General features: G+C 34.2%; 16 protein-coding genes. 6 read left to right on the forward strand and 10 right to left on the reverse strand.

The window, feature by feature from the left end; genetic code table 11:
• Window positions 1-69 precede the first annotated feature (69 nt).
• On the reverse strand, window positions 70-288 hold the full coding sequence (locus BG04_RS29165; RefSeq protein WP_051975666.1) for a hypothetical protein: 219 nt from the start codon (window positions 286-288) through the stop codon (window positions 70-72).
• Window positions 276-782 carry a hypothetical protein gene (locus tag BG04_RS27795; RefSeq protein WP_051975667.1) on the reverse strand — a complete coding sequence of 169 codons (507 nt, stop codon included), beginning with the start codon at window positions 780-782 and terminating at the stop codon, window positions 276-278. The genes BG04_RS29165 and BG04_RS27795 overlap by 13 nt, the downstream gene beginning before the upstream one ends.
• 139 nt (window positions 783-921) lie before the next feature.
• Between BG04_RS27795 and BG04_RS27800 the strand changes: the two genes are divergently transcribed.
• Both BG04_RS27800 and BG04_RS31175 read left to right on the forward strand, forming a co-directional pair.
• Window positions 922-2,142 (forward strand): esterase-like activity of phytase family protein, encoded by a 1,221-nt coding sequence (locus BG04_RS27800; protein ID WP_051975668.1) that lies wholly within the window; start codon window positions 922-924, stop codon window positions 2,140-2,142.
• 358 nt (window positions 2,143-2,500) lie between these two features.
• Window positions 2,501-2,650, forward strand: a complete 150-nt coding sequence (locus BG04_RS31175; RefSeq protein WP_168797094.1) for a hypothetical protein — start codon at window positions 2,501-2,503, stop codon at window positions 2,648-2,650.
• Between the two features lie 95 nt (window positions 2,651-2,745).
• Here BG04_RS31175 and BG04_RS27805 read toward each other — a convergent pair whose 3' ends face one another.
• The 3 genes from BG04_RS27805 to ltrA all read right to left on the reverse strand — a co-directional run bounded on the left by BG04_RS27805 (window position 2,746) and on the right by ltrA (window position 6,015).
• A complete protein-coding gene (locus tag BG04_RS27805; protein ID WP_034655909.1) occupies window positions 2,746-3,018 on the reverse strand; it encodes an HU family DNA-binding protein in 273 nt (90 codons plus the stop codon).
• A 421-nt stretch (window positions 3,019-3,439) separates the two neighbouring features.
• Entirely contained in the window at window positions 3,440-3,658 is a 219-nt protein-coding gene (locus BG04_RS27810; protein ID WP_034655911.1) for a hypothetical protein, read from the reverse strand.
• A gap of 707 nt (window positions 3,659-4,365) precedes the next feature.
• A complete protein-coding gene (gene ltrA / locus BG04_RS27815; RefSeq protein ID WP_034655913.1) occupies window positions 4,366-6,015 on the reverse strand; it encodes a group II intron reverse transcriptase/maturase in 1,650 nt (549 codons plus the stop codon).
• Window positions 6,016-6,773: 758 nt separating this feature from the next.
• Between ltrA and BG04_RS27820 the strand changes: the two genes are divergently transcribed.
• Both BG04_RS27820 and BG04_RS27825 read left to right on the forward strand, forming a co-directional pair.
• Window positions 6,774-7,109: a PadR family transcriptional regulator gene (locus tag BG04_RS27820; RefSeq protein WP_034655916.1), complete on the forward strand. Its 336-nt coding sequence runs from the start codon at window positions 6,774-6,776 to the stop codon at window positions 7,107-7,109.
• Between the two features lies 1 nt (window position 7,110).
• Window positions 7,111-7,650: a DUF2812 domain-containing protein gene (locus BG04_RS27825; protein ID WP_051975669.1), complete on the forward strand. Its 540-nt coding sequence runs from the start codon at window positions 7,111-7,113 to the stop codon at window positions 7,648-7,650.
• 308 nt (window positions 7,651-7,958) lie between these two features.
• On the opposite strand, the gene BG04_RS27830 is transcribed toward BG04_RS27825, so the two are convergent.
• Window positions 7,959-8,441: a hypothetical protein gene (locus BG04_RS27830; RefSeq protein ID WP_034655918.1), complete on the reverse strand. Its 483-nt coding sequence runs from the start codon at window positions 8,439-8,441 to the stop codon at window positions 7,959-7,961.
• Window positions 8,442-8,822: 381 nt separating this feature from the next.
• Here BG04_RS27830 and BG04_RS27835 point away from each other — a divergent pair, with 381 nt between their 5' ends.
• Window positions 8,823-10,052 (forward strand): IS110 family RNA-guided transposase, encoded by a 1,230-nt coding sequence (locus BG04_RS27835; RefSeq protein WP_034656042.1) that lies wholly within the window; start codon window positions 8,823-8,825, stop codon window positions 10,050-10,052.
• Window positions 10,053-10,276: 224 nt separating this feature from the next.
• Here BG04_RS27835 and BG04_RS27840 read toward each other — a convergent pair whose 3' ends face one another.
• Window positions 10,277-10,942: a DUF2711 family protein gene (locus BG04_RS27840; RefSeq protein WP_080743134.1), complete on the reverse strand. Its 666-nt coding sequence runs from the start codon at window positions 10,940-10,942 to the stop codon at window positions 10,277-10,279.
• Between the two features lie 128 nt (window positions 10,943-11,070).
• Window positions 11,071-11,622 (reverse strand): SMI1/KNR4 family protein, encoded by a 552-nt coding sequence (locus tag BG04_RS27845; protein ID WP_034655920.1) that lies wholly within the window; start codon window positions 11,620-11,622, stop codon window positions 11,071-11,073.
• Between the two features lie 273 nt (window positions 11,623-11,895).
• On the opposite strand from BG04_RS27845, the gene BG04_RS27850 reads away from it, so the two are divergent.
• A complete protein-coding gene (locus BG04_RS27850) occupies window positions 11,896-12,522 on the forward strand; it encodes a LysE family translocator (protein WP_172556180.1) in 627 nt (208 codons plus the stop codon).
• A 577-nt stretch (window positions 12,523-13,099) separates the two neighbouring features.
• On the opposite strand, the gene BG04_RS27860 is transcribed toward BG04_RS27850, so the two are convergent.
• Together BG04_RS27860 and BG04_RS27865 are read right to left on the reverse strand one after the other, a co-directional pair.
• Window positions 13,100-14,455: a S8 family peptidase gene (locus BG04_RS27860; RefSeq protein ID WP_034655929.1), complete on the reverse strand. Its 1,356-nt coding sequence runs from the start codon at window positions 14,453-14,455 to the stop codon at window positions 13,100-13,102.
• 31 nt (window positions 14,456-14,486) lie between these two features.
• Entirely contained in the window at window positions 14,487-16,616 is a 2,130-nt protein-coding gene (locus BG04_RS27865) for a peptidase domain-containing ABC transporter (RefSeq protein ID WP_051975671.1), read from the reverse strand.
• Window positions 16,617-16,638: the final 22 nt, after the last annotated feature.

The following is a 16,638-nucleotide window of genomic DNA, read 5'->3' on the forward strand; positions in this document are numbered from 1 at the left end:
GTACTTTCGATAAAATTATGTAACCTCCACTGGTTTAGGTGGAGGTTTATTTAGAATAGTATAGCAAAATTATCGATTGAAATTAGGGGTTAAGGAAATTTTTAATGATTTTTCTAGGTGTTTTTTTTGCTTTTCCATTCGATGCTCTTCAGGTTTATAATCACCATGACATCGTATATCCATGACCCAACCATTATTTTTAGAGGAAATTTTTATATCATCAACCACATTACGTTTAGTGATGTTTAAGCTCTGAGCTACTTTTAAGATAGAACCTAGTAAACACATTTTTTTTGTTCCTCTTTTGTGTACCAATCTTTAAAAGGCTCTATATATTGGCGAAAGGTTCTCTTTCCTTTATACGAAGCTACAAGAGCGAGTTTCACACGCTCTCGATGAGATAAACCTAAAATTGATCGATTAGAAAGTAAATAGAAAGTATGATGGCTACTGGATTCTTCGTTCAAGTATTTTCCTAGGTGGAAAATACTTGATGCTTGCTCTAACAACATTCTATCTTGTTTCGTTATGTACCCTTCCATCTTGTTTATTTTATTAACTTGTTCCACGATGACATTTGCTATTTTGATCATTTGTCTACTATTATCAATATTGATATGGAAATCATAAATAATTTCTTCAATACCTATGTCTACTAAGGATGTGGAGCTATCATCTTGTTTGTCGATTTTGTTGTATAGAATTCCTTCTCTTAACCCTTTTTTGCTTATGATAAATTGGGTCGCTTTAGATGCCTCCAGTAATATATCAAATACTTCCATAGAGGGTAATATCGTGTCAGCACGCTCCTTACTCAAACTAACTTTACAATGGATTAATGCTCCTTTAAACAAAAATTCACGTCTGATTGCTATCGTATTATATGTGTCCCATCTTATTTTAAAAATTCGGGAGGTTATTATGAATAAGCAAAAATCAGGCAATTACTTTAAAGTCTTGAGTATTATGGCATTAGGTTCCTTTTTAGCTATATCTATTCCTGCGAATGCAGCTAAAAATAATAAAGAAAAAGCTGATCAACCATTTCAAAATAAAAATTGGGAATACAATATAAAAGAAACGCATAATATTGGAAGCCTAAAAATGATTGGAGAGCAAAGAATCCCTTTTAAGAAAGAATTTCAAGGTGCTGTTATAGGGGGGCTATCAGGACTTGCCTATAACGCTAAGCAAGGTACATGGATGATGATAAGTGATGACAAATCGGATAACAGTCCTGCCCGTTTTTATACAGCTCAATTGAATTACGATAATAAGAATTTTGATTCGGTTAAATTGACAGGAATGAACTTTTTAAAACAAGCCAATGGTACAAACTATCCTAATCAAACGCAATATACTGTAAAGGGAGGAGAAGTACCAGATTTTGAATCTATACGTTTAGATCCAAAAGACGGAAGTGTTTGGTATACAAGCGAAGGGAGCCGTTCTCTTGGCTTAAATCCTTTCGTAAAGCATGCGACTGGGGAAGGGAAATATTTGGCTACTTTGCCTTTAGCGAAACAATTTAAGATGATACCAGAACACGAGATTGGATCACGTGATAATTTAACTTTTGAAGGAATTGCCTTTGCAAACGACGGTAATTCCTTATGGGTTTCCATGGAAGCACCTTTATATCAGGATGGACCTGTACCTACAACAACTAATGGGGCGCTATCACGAATTACACAATATGACCGTAAGGGAAAACTATTAGTACAATACGCATATCCTATTGATTCCATTCCGGTGAAGCCTGGACCTGGTAAGTATGCAGATAACGGAGTATCAGAAATTTTATCTATAAATAAACACAAACTTCTAACCATTGAACGTTCTGGTGTACAAAGTGCAGATGGAACATTTAAAAATTATATCCGTATTTATGAATTAGATACACGTGGGGCCAGTGACATTAGTAATATTCACTCACTACAAGGACAAAAATTTAAACCTGTGAAAAAGCGTCTTGTTCTGGATTTGACAACATTAGGTTTATCGGTACTGGACAATATTGAAGGGATATCTTGGGGACCAAAGCTCCCAAATGGACATGACAGTTTAGTTCTAGTTTCAGATGACAATTTCAATCGTAACCAAGTAACCCAATTCTTAGCGTTTGAAGTATTGCCAAAATAGGGATTCTAGTGCAAAAAATACTCTCTAGAAACATAGGGTGTTAGTTTCATACAGTAGGTCTAAATAACTTCAAAGGGAAAGTTTCTACCTCTGAGAACGGGGATGACTCTTCTACGAAATCATACAATCCTTTCTAACGAGAACTTAAAAGGTTTCTGGTCAGTTTGAAAAGAAGGTTAATATTTATTAACCTTCTTTCTTTATTATTATAGATTAAGACAGTACTTAATAGTGTACCTTTTACTAATAAGATGACCTATTTATTACTTACACATTTAGCATAAAGAATGAGTTTTTCACCATAGTTATAATAAGGATAAATTAAATCTATTAAGTAACCTAAAGGTGGTGAGTTTTTATGAAAAACAGGGATAAAAGACGAAAAAAGAAACGTGACTTTTTAAAGGATTACTTAAAAAATAAGTTAGGAAATTGGAAGCCTAGACTTGGCAAAGAGCCTACCTCTAACTCTAAGACGACGACTCAAGAAAATAGAAACCTTGATTAGGAAATGTTTAGATGGAGGTATTTAGAAATTTTCCACCATGAAAAATACCCCCCTTTAGAAGTCTATCTCTAGGGGGAATTGCTTATAAGGTATATTTATTTAACAGCTTCTTTTAATTCTTTTCCCGGTTTAAAAGCAGGAAACTTTGAAGCCGAAATTGTCATTTCTTCACCTGTTTGCGGGTTACGACCTGTACGAGCTGCACGTTCACGTACTTCAAATGTTCCAAATCCAATCAACTGAATTTTTTCTTCTTTCGCAAGTGTGTTAGAAATCGTTTCAAACAACGCTTCCACAGCTTTTTTAGCATCTTGCTTTGATAGTTCTGCTTGTGTTGCAACGGCATCTACTAGTTCACTTTTATTCATATTCAAACACCTCATTCTTTTATTTTTAGATAACATGTAGAGATGCTAACCTATCATAGCTTCTACACGCTTGTCACTTAATAAGGTTAGATAAAAGGAAGAGGAATTCCTGTTTTTCCGGGAATATTCATACTGAGATTTGCTCTGTGGCGAAATGAAGTCCATTCAAGCTGGATAATGAGTCATTCACTGCAAAATCCACTATGTAATATAAAAAAACATGTATATGAATTTTTAATTTAGCTCAAACTAATAACGTATTCCCCAATCGCCTGGATTTTAACAAGCCTTTGCTCCTGTTGAGCAAAGGCTACTTTTTTGACGAGGTTCTTCTATAAAATATGTCATTTTGAAAAGACTTTTGTGTAAGTAAAATTAGTCGCTCTAAAAAGATCCATCCTTTTAGAGCGACTAATTTTTATCATTCTTTATAAAGACAGTTATATGCATGATTATTAGTAGATGTGACGACAAATGTTGGTTGTCCATTTTGACGTTTATGAAAGACCTTTACACCACAACCTGGGCAAGCAAAAAATCCTCTGGAATGCATGTAGCTGAATTTTGTGATTTCTTCAGGTTTAAAAATACCCATTTTCGTTCCACAATGAATATATACAGCTTCTTTTACACTTGACATTGGATCACTCCCCTATATACGTTGAGTAGCTTTCTATTTTTAGTATATAAGAGATGAGTGGATAATTTAACCTTTTTAAACTAATTTAATATAAAATTCAGAAAATTATTTCAATCCGAAGTTAAAGAGTAAAAGATAATTTTTTATTTATGTATCTTAAGAACCACCTTTTCATACTAACAAACGTCAAAGTGAAAACAGTAAATGAGGGGTAAATAGAAAATATCCATTTATGCAAAGTAGATATAACATTAATTTTATATATTAAGTAATGGTAAAATTAATGTTATACATATAAGTAATAGTTAACATATTTTATTAAAAAGTATTATATCTATTACTCCTTTTGTAGAAAAAGGTCTTATTTGTCATCACTAAGAGTAAATGATATATCTTAACTTTTTATAAGTTAGTTACACCATTTACATATCTACTATAAAAACTTTCAATTTGTAACTTTATATAAATATGATATAACAATTTATCAATAGATAAATAGAAGATAGATTGGTATATAACAAGAAGGGAAGGATCATATTTGTCGTCAGTAAGAGTAAATAGTGAAACTGATTATTTTTATAAAACACTTTCCTATTTACTTACGTCGGGTAGGCGGGCACTCTCACGAGCGCCCGCCCCCCTAAGAACCGTACGTGACAGATTTCCCGTCATACGGCTCAAGCCTTCTTTTTATCCGAACAACTTATTTATTTAATACACGGTACATGTACTAATTTAGCAGCTTTACCTGTAGAAACTTCTAAGTTTCGTACCGTAACTTTTTCGCCATTTTGTAGAGTGTGTTTACATAATGCGCAACGATAACCTTGTTTCCTTGCGAGCTTCATCCTATCTAGCGTATTTTCGCTATTAAAGACCTTACGGTCTCGCTTTTCCCAATAATCTTTTAGATTCGGATCATCTGGGCTGTTCTTGTAGGCTACCATGACATGTCGTTCTATTTTAATCCAAGACATCTTCAGCAATTGAATATTAGTAAGTGGACATGTGAGAATCCATTTATTGTTTCCACCGTGGTGGGGCTTCTTAAAATAGCGTTTATTAATCCATTTCCAAGACTTCCTTGGATGCAATTGTCTAAGGTGTTTCCTTATTTTCAGGAAAACGTAGTTGTCCATATAACCAAAGGTCTTTTTTGACACGACATGTTTCCAATACTGTCCATGGCCTCGAATAATAGGGTTTAGAACACGTATGATTTCTTTTACTGGTCGTCCTCGCATCGCTGCGAACGTATCTTTTATCTTGCTTTTTGCTTTTCTGATGTTATCTTTACTGGGTTTGATCAATAACTTATTTCCTTGCTCAGTCTTGTATTGACGAAGTGAGAAACCGAGAAAATCAAACCCATTCTCGATATGTGTTACTTTTGTTTTATCAACACTCAATGTAATCCCGCGCCTTTTTAAGTAAGGAATCAACTTTTGATACATAAGTTGAGCTTGCTCATTAGTTTCCGTTACGATGACGAAGTCATCTGCGTAAGCGACACGTCCCATCTTACACTTTGGATCAATCTTGTAGCCCGTGCCTGATTTATATGTCTTTCGATAAACAATACCAATCTCTTTTTCCATTCCATCTAGCGCTATATTAGCTAGAAGGGGAGAAGCTACACTTCCTTGGGGACTTCCTTCCATTGTGTTGTGAAATATACCTTGCTCCATATATCCCATCTTGAGCCATCTCCCAATCAGCTTGTTTCCTGGAAACATAGACGTTTGTTTACTTATCCAATTATGATTGAGATGGTCGAAACACCCTTGGAAATCTCCTTCAAACACCCACTTTTTCTTACTATTCGTATTGAGCTTTTTAAAGAGATTGCTAATGGCATCATGAGTGCTTCTTTTAGGGCGGAAACCGTAGGAACTGGCTTCGAACCTGACTTCCCATTGCGGTTCTAGTGCGTTCTTTACGACATTTTGATAAACTCGATCTCGTATCGTCGGAATACCGAGGGGTCTTAATTTCCCATTCTTCTTAGCGATAAACGTTCGTTTCGCTGGTTTTGGGCGATGCTGAAAAACATTACGTCTTAGTAGTTCTTGATACAGTTTGATACGTTCGTTTGGTTGTGAGGCCGTATAGCCGTCTACACCAGGTGTTCGCTTACCGGTATTTTGTTGCGTTACTCTGCGAATGGAGAGTAATAAATTAGCTTTACTCCGGAGGAGTAAACGTTGAAGTTTTCTTACTCTTCTTCGTTGATTTTGTTGTTCGGCACGATAAATTCTTTGTCGTAACTTCGTTACATATTGTTGTATAGTATTCCAATCAATAGAGTACCAACCTTTATGCGAGACGTGCGCCGACGCTCGTAGAGAGGTATTCATAACAGCACGCTCCTTTTCGTTAGAAGATAGCCACAAATTTATTTTCGTGTTGAAGACCCATGAGAAGTAGGCGCTCTTTCGAGCCTGTCATTGTCTGTGAAGACGACAGTATCCGTCCAGTTATACAATGTTCTTGATTTCCTGTCCCTTTTCAGGGTAACGGCTTTCGCTTTTTCCCATATCCCATACCCTCTGTCACATCGTTTGACTTTGCAGTCATCCTACTGCTTGCGCAGATGACATAGGGCTTACCAAGTTCCACATTCCACAGATACGATAGGGGTAGGTAGGTTCTTTACTCCGGGTAAGATGCGGGACGCATCAGAGTAGCATTATGATTCTACTTTTCCTCTTACCAAGACCCAAGCTAGTCCATGCATTATCTTGAGCTAAGAGTTACGAAGCTTACAAACCTTCACTTTCGTTTACCATACCTATCTTCTCCTAGCAGTATTCTGGACCATGCATTTGTCCTCTGTTTCCGCATTTCCTCATGCAACCGACAGACTCGTTACCAAGCATGCCGTTTCGGATGGAGATCATCTTTGCGTCTAGATGAGTAGCGTCAGCTACACTGTAAGAAAGCGACTTCTTGTCGCACCATAATGTCTCTTATAAGAAACGAAAAGATCCCCAGAACTTTGCAAAGTTCTGGGATCTTTTTTAAATAAAATTTAGTTTACCTATTTGACACTTATATCATTTAATGATATATATTAATTAATGATATATCATTAAATGATATAAGGAGGTTCATAATGCCAAGAAATGATTCATTAGAAATGGGAGAACTCACAGATACTTCTTACTATATTTTACTGTCCTTAGTAGAAGCTAAACATGGTTATCTTATTATGAAGACAATTGAAGTCATGACAAGTAATCAATTTTCGATTGGACCTGCATCTATGTATACCACTATAAAAAAGCTCTTATCAGCGAAATTAATTAAGTTATGTGATGAAGAAAATGACAAAAAGAAGACGTATGTAGCAACAGATAAAGGCATTGAACTATTAAAGAAAGAAGTACAGCGTAGAAAAGAAATGATTAAACATGCTGAAGAAATTTTAAATCAAAAGGGAGGTCTGTAATGTGAAACAAACAAAGTATATAATGAGTGGTGGAATCGCATTTTCTGAAGAAAAAGATTTAGAAAAACTTAGTAACTATGCAAAAAAGGGATGGATTTTAGATCGTTTTGCTTTATTTGGTTACAAATTAAAAAAGGCTGAACCACAAGAAATACAATACTCAATGGATTTTCAGCCAGATGCAGATGAAGAGTATTTCATGTATTTTGAAGAGGCAGGATGGTCACATGCTTGCTCAATTGGAAATGAAATTCATATATTTATTGCCTCTATGAAAGCAAAGCCAATTTATTCAGACAAAGCAACCACAATTGAAAGATATGAAAGAGAAAAAAAGCAAATGGGTAAAGCTGCTTTAATTACTCTTACTATAAGTATAATGTTTTTATTATTTAATATTATGAGTTTATATGGTTGGTTACCTGAATACATCGGAAATATTAGCGAGATTTTATTAATAATTTCAATTATTATCCTAGTCTTTCCCGGCCTCCCATATATAGCTTATCTATATAGATTAAATAAGTTGCGCAAATTTTGATAAAAACCAACAAAGGCTCTGTAATCATACATTGAGCTTTTGTTGGTTTTTTATAGATGCAAAAATAAGCAATGCACTATTTTAAATGCATTACTTATTTTTTATAGATTACTTCGTAAGCTACATATATAACGAACAAAGTTATGAAAGTAATTCCTATTTCTATAAACGATCCGCAGATTATACCTTCAACATATATTTGGCCATTATAAAAAGATACTCCCATACTTAACACCCCTATGTATACCGGTGTTAAAGTATATGTTTATATATTTCCTTCTAGTTAACATAAAACCATTTCTAGGAACTTATTCAAAGTGTTCAGGAGACCAAATAGCTATATCATCGCCTGGAACGGCAACTAAAAGCCACTCATTGTCGCTTCCTCCCCAATGATCACCTAGTTGCCAACATTCATAGTTCGTATCATGACCATTTACAAATAAAATGCTACCTGATTCAAATGAAATGATGAGATGGGGCGACCGATGACCTAAATGTACATCCACTATTTTTTGTCTCTTAACATCCCAAATATGTTTAAAGTGCTGTTCTTCAGTATGTGTGGGGACTTCTCTCTCCGAAGATGGATAGACAAGTGGGACCTCATCATATACCGTCCACGCTGTTTCAATCGTTAAAATGAATGCATCATCTTCTTTTCGATCATAGTGAGTAAAGATTAATGAAATGGCGGAAACCTCAGACGCGAACTTTATCCCATCCATTTGACTACCAACAAGTAAATGCCTTAACGCTTTCTCTGTGAATCTCCGATTCTCTATTTTCAAAGTCGTTTCTCCTCGTATATTATATTTAAGCCCTATTTAGGAGCTAAGATCTGTTTCCATATTAATTAATAAACTAAATAACATATTACTTGGATGTCTCAAGATATTTCTAGATAATGATCATAGGATCATTTGGGACAATTCTTCTTTCTCCTGTGGATTAACCACAATGTAAGACTGTTTCTCAGTGAACGCGCGGGACTCCCTACTCGCAGGCTGAGCAGCCTGTCATTCGAACCTAGAGGGTAGTAGCTCTATGGCGGCTTTCGAATGCAGGGGAAGCTCTGATACACGAGGTTGTTGGTCGGCGTACACACTAGAGATATCTCGAGACGTCCAAGGAAATGCCAAGTGATTCTAAATCGAAAGGAGGTCTCTCCCGTGAGATTATTTGTTGGTTTAGATGTAAGTTCGTTTGATATGAAAGTATGCATTTTAAATGGTGAAGGAGAAAAGCTGAATGCCTTTACCGTCACCAATGACTTACCAGGCGCGACGTTGCTTAAAGAGCTTTTATTGGACTGCATAGGCGATCAAGAAGTTGACGTCTTAAAGATTGGCTTAGAATCTACATCGGTCTATAGTTTTCACCCGTCGATGTTTCTCCATCATGATGAAGACTTAAAAGTCTTCGGTGCCAAGGTGTTTGTCATGAACCCTAAACAAATAGCTAATTTTAAGAAAAGCTATTCGGACATGAACAAAACAGATGAAATCGATGCCTTTATCATTGCGGATTACTTACGTTTTGGACGTAACCAGATGTCAGTGGTCAAAGAAAGCCAATACGTGGCCTTACAACAACTGACTCGGTCCCGTTACCAACTCATTCGTATGATGACAAAAGAAAAGCAGCATTTTCTTCAACACCTAAGCTATAAGTGTAATACTTTCTCTCAAGAAGTAGACTCCTCGGTCTTCGGTAACGCAATGATGGAGCTTTTCTTAGAGAAATACAGCTTGGAAGAACTAGCCCACCTACCACTGGAGGAACTAGCAGCATTCCTTCAAGAGAAAGGGAAAAACCGATTTGGTGACCCGAAATGTGTGGCAACCTCCATTCAGAAAGCCGTGCGATCTTCGTATCGCTTGGACAAGGTAGTGGAAGATTCCATGGATGTGATACTTGGGACCTCGATCGAGGTCATTCGCACCTTCCAAAAGCAGATAAAAGAAATTGACAAAGCGATCAAAAAACTGATGGCTGGATTGACACACACGCTTGAATCCATCCCTGGCATTGGTCCCGTATTCGCTGCGGGTATCATAGCTGAAATTGGCCAAATAGACCGGTTTGATGATGAAGCTAAAGTAGCAAAATACGCAGGTCTATACTGGCGAAAGCATCAGTCTGGGCGCTTTACTGCCGAAGACACGTCCCTATCACGTAACGGTAACCACTACTTGCGATATTACTTAGTTGAAGCCGCCAACTCCGTACGAAAGCAAGTTCCAGATTACCGGGATTACTACGTGAAAAAGTACAGTGAAGTACCAAAACATCAACACAAACGTGCACTCGTTCTAACCGCAAGAAAACTCGTGCGATTGGTGGATGCGCTACTACGCAGTCACCAACTCTTTACGCCAGAAAGGGGCGTGAAAATATGACATAAAACTTGTCATCGCTACCTTTCAAATAATTTCCAGTAAATAACATTCGTTACTGGTCTAGTTTCGTGATGCTTTTTTTAAGTAAATTGCCCTTTGATAACTTTACGTTCTTTCATTTTTCAGTTGACATACTACCGCAGGTCTTTAACGTTTTTTGTGCTTATTGTCTCATGTATGGGTCGTACATTTATAATTACCATAATGTGATTTATAGGTATCTATTAAATAATTGAATAAAGATATGTCTCTTTATCACATATGAAAGCTTCAAGGTTTAGAGATTTAATTGTATCCTCAATATTTGTATCTTTTGCTAAAAGCAATGTTATAAACGAATCATAGATCCCCATAAATGCAAAATCCATCTTTTCATCTGTGATAATTGACTCATTAGGAGATAAGTTAGCTATTTCTATAGATGACATATCATTGACTTTAAATGAACCGTTTGTGTCGTGAATAGGTTCAGAAAAATATAAAGTATTTGCCCCTTTTGAACAGAGAATTTTTACTAAACTATTTAGTATAAACAATGAGGTATTAACTTCTTCGGGGTAATAAAAATCAGGATTAGACTTAACATAAGAAGCTAATTTTTTATATTCATCACTAGGCACACCAGTAAGGTGTTGCAACGCTATAGAGAGTTCCTTGTAGGATTTTAAATTACATTTGCCCATTACTTCTTTCCACGATACTGGTTCTCCAAGTTTAAGCATTTCCTCGTCACTAGGATATATATGCTGATAAGGATTTTCTCTCTTTGATTTCTCCCAACCAGAGGGCATCTGAATAAAAGGGTGGAATAAAACAGCAGCAGAATTAAAGTCATTAGATAATTGGGACAAAATAGGTAAATCTCCATCAATCCATATATAATCCAACAAAACGAGACATCTCCTTTGAATATACTTAGTTACGTACATTATATATACAGAGAACAGTCATTTCTAGTCAACATAATCCAGATTTCAGGAACCTATCATAAAAAAGAGCAGACTTAAGCCTGCTCTTTTTAGTCTAATAACCCTTTTTCCTTTAATTCCTTTAGAAAATCTGGATCCATCCAAACTTCTTCGCCTTCGTATCCATCCAAATCATCTTCTTCTGGATCATATGGCTTAATCATTTGTAAGAAATCTTCAAACGACGGTGCAACATAATATAAATCCTGTATCTTCATCTCATTATCTTCGAATTCTAACTCTATATCATGATCCCATAAAAAGATGTATCCGTATCCTTCTCTATTTAGGTTTAGACAAACAATATTCCCACCAACATCACGTCCAATCGGAATAGAACCTTTAGGTATTCTACCTTCAAATGTCTCATAACAAGATAAAAGATCATTCATGTCCTCTAGTCTTGTACCAAAAAAAGAAGATAAAATAAAAGATTCTATTTCTCCAGATGAAAGTTCAATTATATTATCCTCAACTTCGCCCCCATTATATTTTCTTAAAAAATTTACATACTCCTCTGGAAATGAAGCGCATACCTTTTTTTCTAGTTCATTCAAATCTTGTTGACTGAACCTTTTAGAGTTAGGTTTAATAATAATCAAGTTTTTGTCCTCCTTAAGTAACGCCACAATAATTCTATCATTCGTAATTGTAGTAACTATCAATATTTGAAAAAATAACCTACTCTAAGGTGTATATCCTATACAAATTTAGTTAACATAATGTACCTTTTCGGAATTCGTAAAAAAGAATCCATTAGTTGAAAAAACAAATAAAAAATATTATGGCGTTTATCTCCAATTAATAAATTGATTAACATATAATACAAGGTAAGAATTATAGATACAGAACTATTTTAATTGAGGAGCGATTACATAGTGGAAAACTTTTATTTGTTCGTAATTACATGTGTATTTCTAATTATTTTACCTGGTCCAGATACTGCTATCATGACAAAAAACACTCTTACTGTTGGAAAACAGGGAGGTTTTAAAACAATGATTGGGATTTGTTGCGCGTTATCTATTCATACATTAACTGCTATTGTAGGGCTTTCGGCGATTATTGCGAAATCAGCTCTGTTATTTTCGATCTTCAAATATATTGGTGCGGTGTACTTAATTTATTTAGGTATCAAGTCATTATGGACATTGAGAAATCAAGAAACAACTGAAACGGTTGTCAAAATTAAGTATAAAAACACGTCTTCTTTTAAACAAGGTTTTCTTACCAATCTCCTAAATCCAAAAATAGCTGTTTTTTTCTTAACCTTCCTACCACAGTTTGTGAATCCTGGAAGCCATACTTTTATGCCGTTTCTTATACTTGGGATGACTTATATTGTATTAACTATCGTGTGGTATTTATTTTATATCTATTTACTTAACCAGATTAGTGCTTTTATGAAAAAGCCTAAGACACAAAAGGCTATCGAGGGAATAACAGGTACTATATTAATAGGATTTGGTATAAAACTCGCTCTGGAAAAGGCTCATACTTAGATAGTTGTAATTTCAACTATCAATGGGGGATATAAAGTGTTTGCTCTATACACCTTTAATTACCATAATGTCTCTTATCGGCACCCTCATACCAAAAAAAATATTACGGTAAAAAAACGATAAATTATTTTTTTGAAAATAAGGATTATTATGATGAAAAGAGGAATCATAGCAGGAATAATAACATTAATCATTTTATTAGCAGTTTCTTATTTTACTGGGAACTGGAGTTATGTTTATTATGTATCGGGAATCTTAGAATTAGTATCTGCTGTACTTCCCTTAGCATTTCTAATCGATATTTTAATTTTAGGAAACAAAGGATCTTTATCTTCAGAAAAGGAAATCTTATTTCTTATCTATCCCTTAGGTTTCTTCTTCTAGCAATCACACATGCATGATTCTCCCCTGCGTATCTACTAATATAAATTTTATACAATACGTGAGTGGACAGGCAGTAAGAAAGTGTTAAAAGGACTAAAAAACTTTAGAGCATTATTATGTAATGAAGAAACCTCCCCACAAAGAAACAGATTTTCCTTTGTGGGGAGGTTGTTTAGTTATAATAGTTAATAGTCTAATTTTTCAAAGCATTATATAAATCAATTTCATTCTGTCCTGTAGAGCTTTTCTTTAACTTATTTACAGCTTTATGTGGCTTATTTTTATAACCATATTTATCTATTACTAAGGCTAAAGCCCCTGATACCTTAGGGGTAGCTAATGAATTACCATAATTAAAGTAGTATCCTCCTTGAGGATGAGCTACAAGAATGAGCTCTTTTTTAAATAATTCATCTTCGAGCCAAGTGTCTGATCCATATTTATTTAGCAATTGAATGTCTCCACCTGGTGCAGTAAAGTCTATCTGGTTTTTACCATAGTTAGAAAATGAAGAAATTTCTTGATTAGGGCCAGTTGAAGCCACAGAAATAACATTAGGTAATTGAGCAGGGATATCTTGTACAATTCCTTTTGCTGATTTACTTTCCTCTTCCAATTGATTATTTAATATATTTAATAAGTTATTTTTTTTATTAACATCTACTGAATCGTTTCCTAGAGCACTTACAACAATACTGCCTCTTTTATTAGCATATTGAATAGCTTTTTCATATGCTTTAATTTCTGTCTTATCGTTACTACCATCAGAATATTTACCGTTTTTTAGTAAGTAAGAACCTGCACTGATATTAATAACATCATTTCCATCTTTTGCTGCCTCAATTATGCCTTTTATTACCCATATAGCTTCTGCAGAGCTTTTTCCAAATGCTCTATACATAGTTACTGGAATGTTAGGGGCAACGCCTTTCATCAAACCGTCAGCGTTTATTTGACTAATTACACCTGTACCATGTCCTGTTAAATCTGTAAGTTGATCAACATTTCCTGTTTCCCATGGCTCCTTACCTTGATAACCGTTTTTGGGAACAAGGTTCTTAGAATTGGCAATAGAAATGTTTTTAAAATCAGAATGGTCCTCGGGTAATCCTGAATCTACAACTCCTACAGAAACTGCCCCTGTTGGAGTAAACATTTTATAGCTTTCTCCATTGTGGGTAATTCGTTTCATATCCCATTGTTGATTCCAAATCGCTTGGTTATCAGATATACTTTGTTTATTAATATTTGGTGTGTATGTTTTAAATTCTCCATTTGATTTATTAATTTCATCAATATTACCTGAATGAAGTGTAGATAATATTTTATTTTTCACTCCTTGAACTTGTATCAATTTTATTTCTGGTATAGAGTATATAACCTCTTGTTTTTCCTTTTCTAATTGATTTAGAGCTAAATTAAAATCTGCAGAATCTTTCATCAAGATAGAATAAGAAGATTCTTCTGCAGCAACAGCGTTACTAAAAGAAAAACATAGGATAAGTGTAAAACATATAGCATTAAGCAAAAGTATTCTTAGAGTTCGCATCTTTACCTCCTATTTTGATATAGTACAGAAACTATTGTGAATAAAGGTTATAATAATAGGATTTATTTTGGAGTAATTGTTCATGGGTTCCCATTTCTTTAATACATCCATCTTCTAAATAAATTATCTTATCTGCATTTTGAATAGTTCTTAATCTGTGAGCAATGATTATTTGAGTAATATTTAGCTCTTTTAAAGTATTCTCTATATGTCTCTCTGTAAAAAAATCTAGATGACTAGTAGCCTCATCAAAGACAATCACACTTGGTTCTTGATACAGAGCACGTGCAACTAGGAGACGTTGTCTTTGTCCACCAGAGAAGTTATTTCCACTTTCAGATATAACTGTTTCAAACCCCATCGGGGAACTGAGTATATCTTCCAAAATTCCAGACTTTCTTGCAGCATCAATAACTTTTAAATCTTCATGGTTATCTTTAGACATAGAAATGTTGTCACTTATTGAACCAGAAAACAATTTAGATTCTTGCAATACCGTACCAATAGAAGTTCTTAAAGCATGAAAATCATACTCATTTATATCCCTATTATTAATTAAAAGCCTTCCTTCGCTAACTTTATATAATGCAAGCAACAATTTGGAAATAGAGCTTTTTCCAGAACCAGAAGGACCAACAATGGCTACTTTTTCTCCTTGTTTAATAGTGAAATTTAAAGATTTCAGAGTATACTTACTAAATTTATTGTATTTAAAAGATACATTATCAAAAGTAATATCACCTTTAACTTTATAAGGAGTAACATCTTGTTTTTCCTGTTCGTCTTGTGTCCGTAATACATCTTTGATTCTAGAAAAATAACTTCCTAATGAAATTAACTGAGTATAATTATTACTTATTGAAATTATAGGAGTAACATAGGACCCTGCAATAGAACTAAAAGCAATTAAAGTTCCTAAAGTAATTTCTCCTTGCAAAAATTTGTGGCCTCCTACCCATAATACAAGTAACGGTACTACAACTTGAAAAAATCCCGTAATTGTTTGTAGGCACGCTTGAGTAACATTTAATTTTTGTGAACTCATTAGCTCTTTAGAGTACTTTTTCGACCAAAGTTCTAATCTTTTCTTCTCCAAACCTAAACTCTTTATATCCACGATATTGTACATGTTTTCAGTTAAAACTGATTGAGAGTTCACTTTATCTTGAATATTCTTTTTTGTTATTTTTCTGATAACACTTGAATTTACAAATAATATAATGGCTAATAAAATGCTTAATGATAATAATAAGAGACTTAGATCTAAAGAAAAGTTAATCATCACGGCTGTGTACGTTATTATTAGTAATAAGTCTATAAAAATGGTTATCATTGTAGTAGATATTATATCTCTAATGAATACTGCTGAATTTGCTCTAAATAACAAGTCACCACTACTTCTATTATCAAAAAATGAGTATGGAAGATGGAATAATTTATGCATAAAATCATTCATAATGGATGAGTCTAACTTTTTTTGCAATAGAGCAATACATAGCCCTCTTAAAAGAGACATTAGAATAAAAGAAACTGAAAATATTACTATTAGCCAGCCAAAATTAGATAGTTTATCTACATCTCCAGCAGATAAAGAGTTATCCGTCACCCACTTAGTACTTAGTGGGATTAGTGTCATCAAACCTTGGATAATTATAGAAATGAAAACCAGTATAAAAAATAAATTTCTGTACTTATTAAAGTATTTCCATACTATCCTTTCAGATTTTTTTTGTTGTAAAGTAGATTTATCAATGCCATTAAAGTGAAATTCTAATGAGAATCCTGAGTATTTTTTTTCGAATTCCTTCTTTTCTAACTTCGCTTTTCCTGAGTTAGGATCTACAATAGTGTAAAAACTTTTTTCTATTCGTTCAAGAACTACAAAGTGATTGTTTCCCCACTGGATTATGCAAGGGAGCATAATCTGATCTAAATCTCCTATATCAGCTTTATAAGCAGCAACATCAAAGTTGAAATCATTAGCGATTTCTTCGATATTTAAGAAAGAAAACCCTTCTCTAGGAGCAGGGTATTCATTTCTTAATTCGTTTAGGGATATATTTATTTTATGAAAATCAGCAATCATAGCAAAACATGCTAATCCACATTCAACACTTTCCATTTGTTCTATGAATTTAACTTTACTTTTAGTTTTTCTCATATTTAATCCTTCTTATATTGAC

The organism is Priestia megaterium NBRC 15308 = ATCC 14581 (assembly GCF_000832985.1).
GTDB lineage: Bacteria > Bacillota > Bacilli > Bacillales > Bacillaceae_H > Priestia > Priestia megaterium.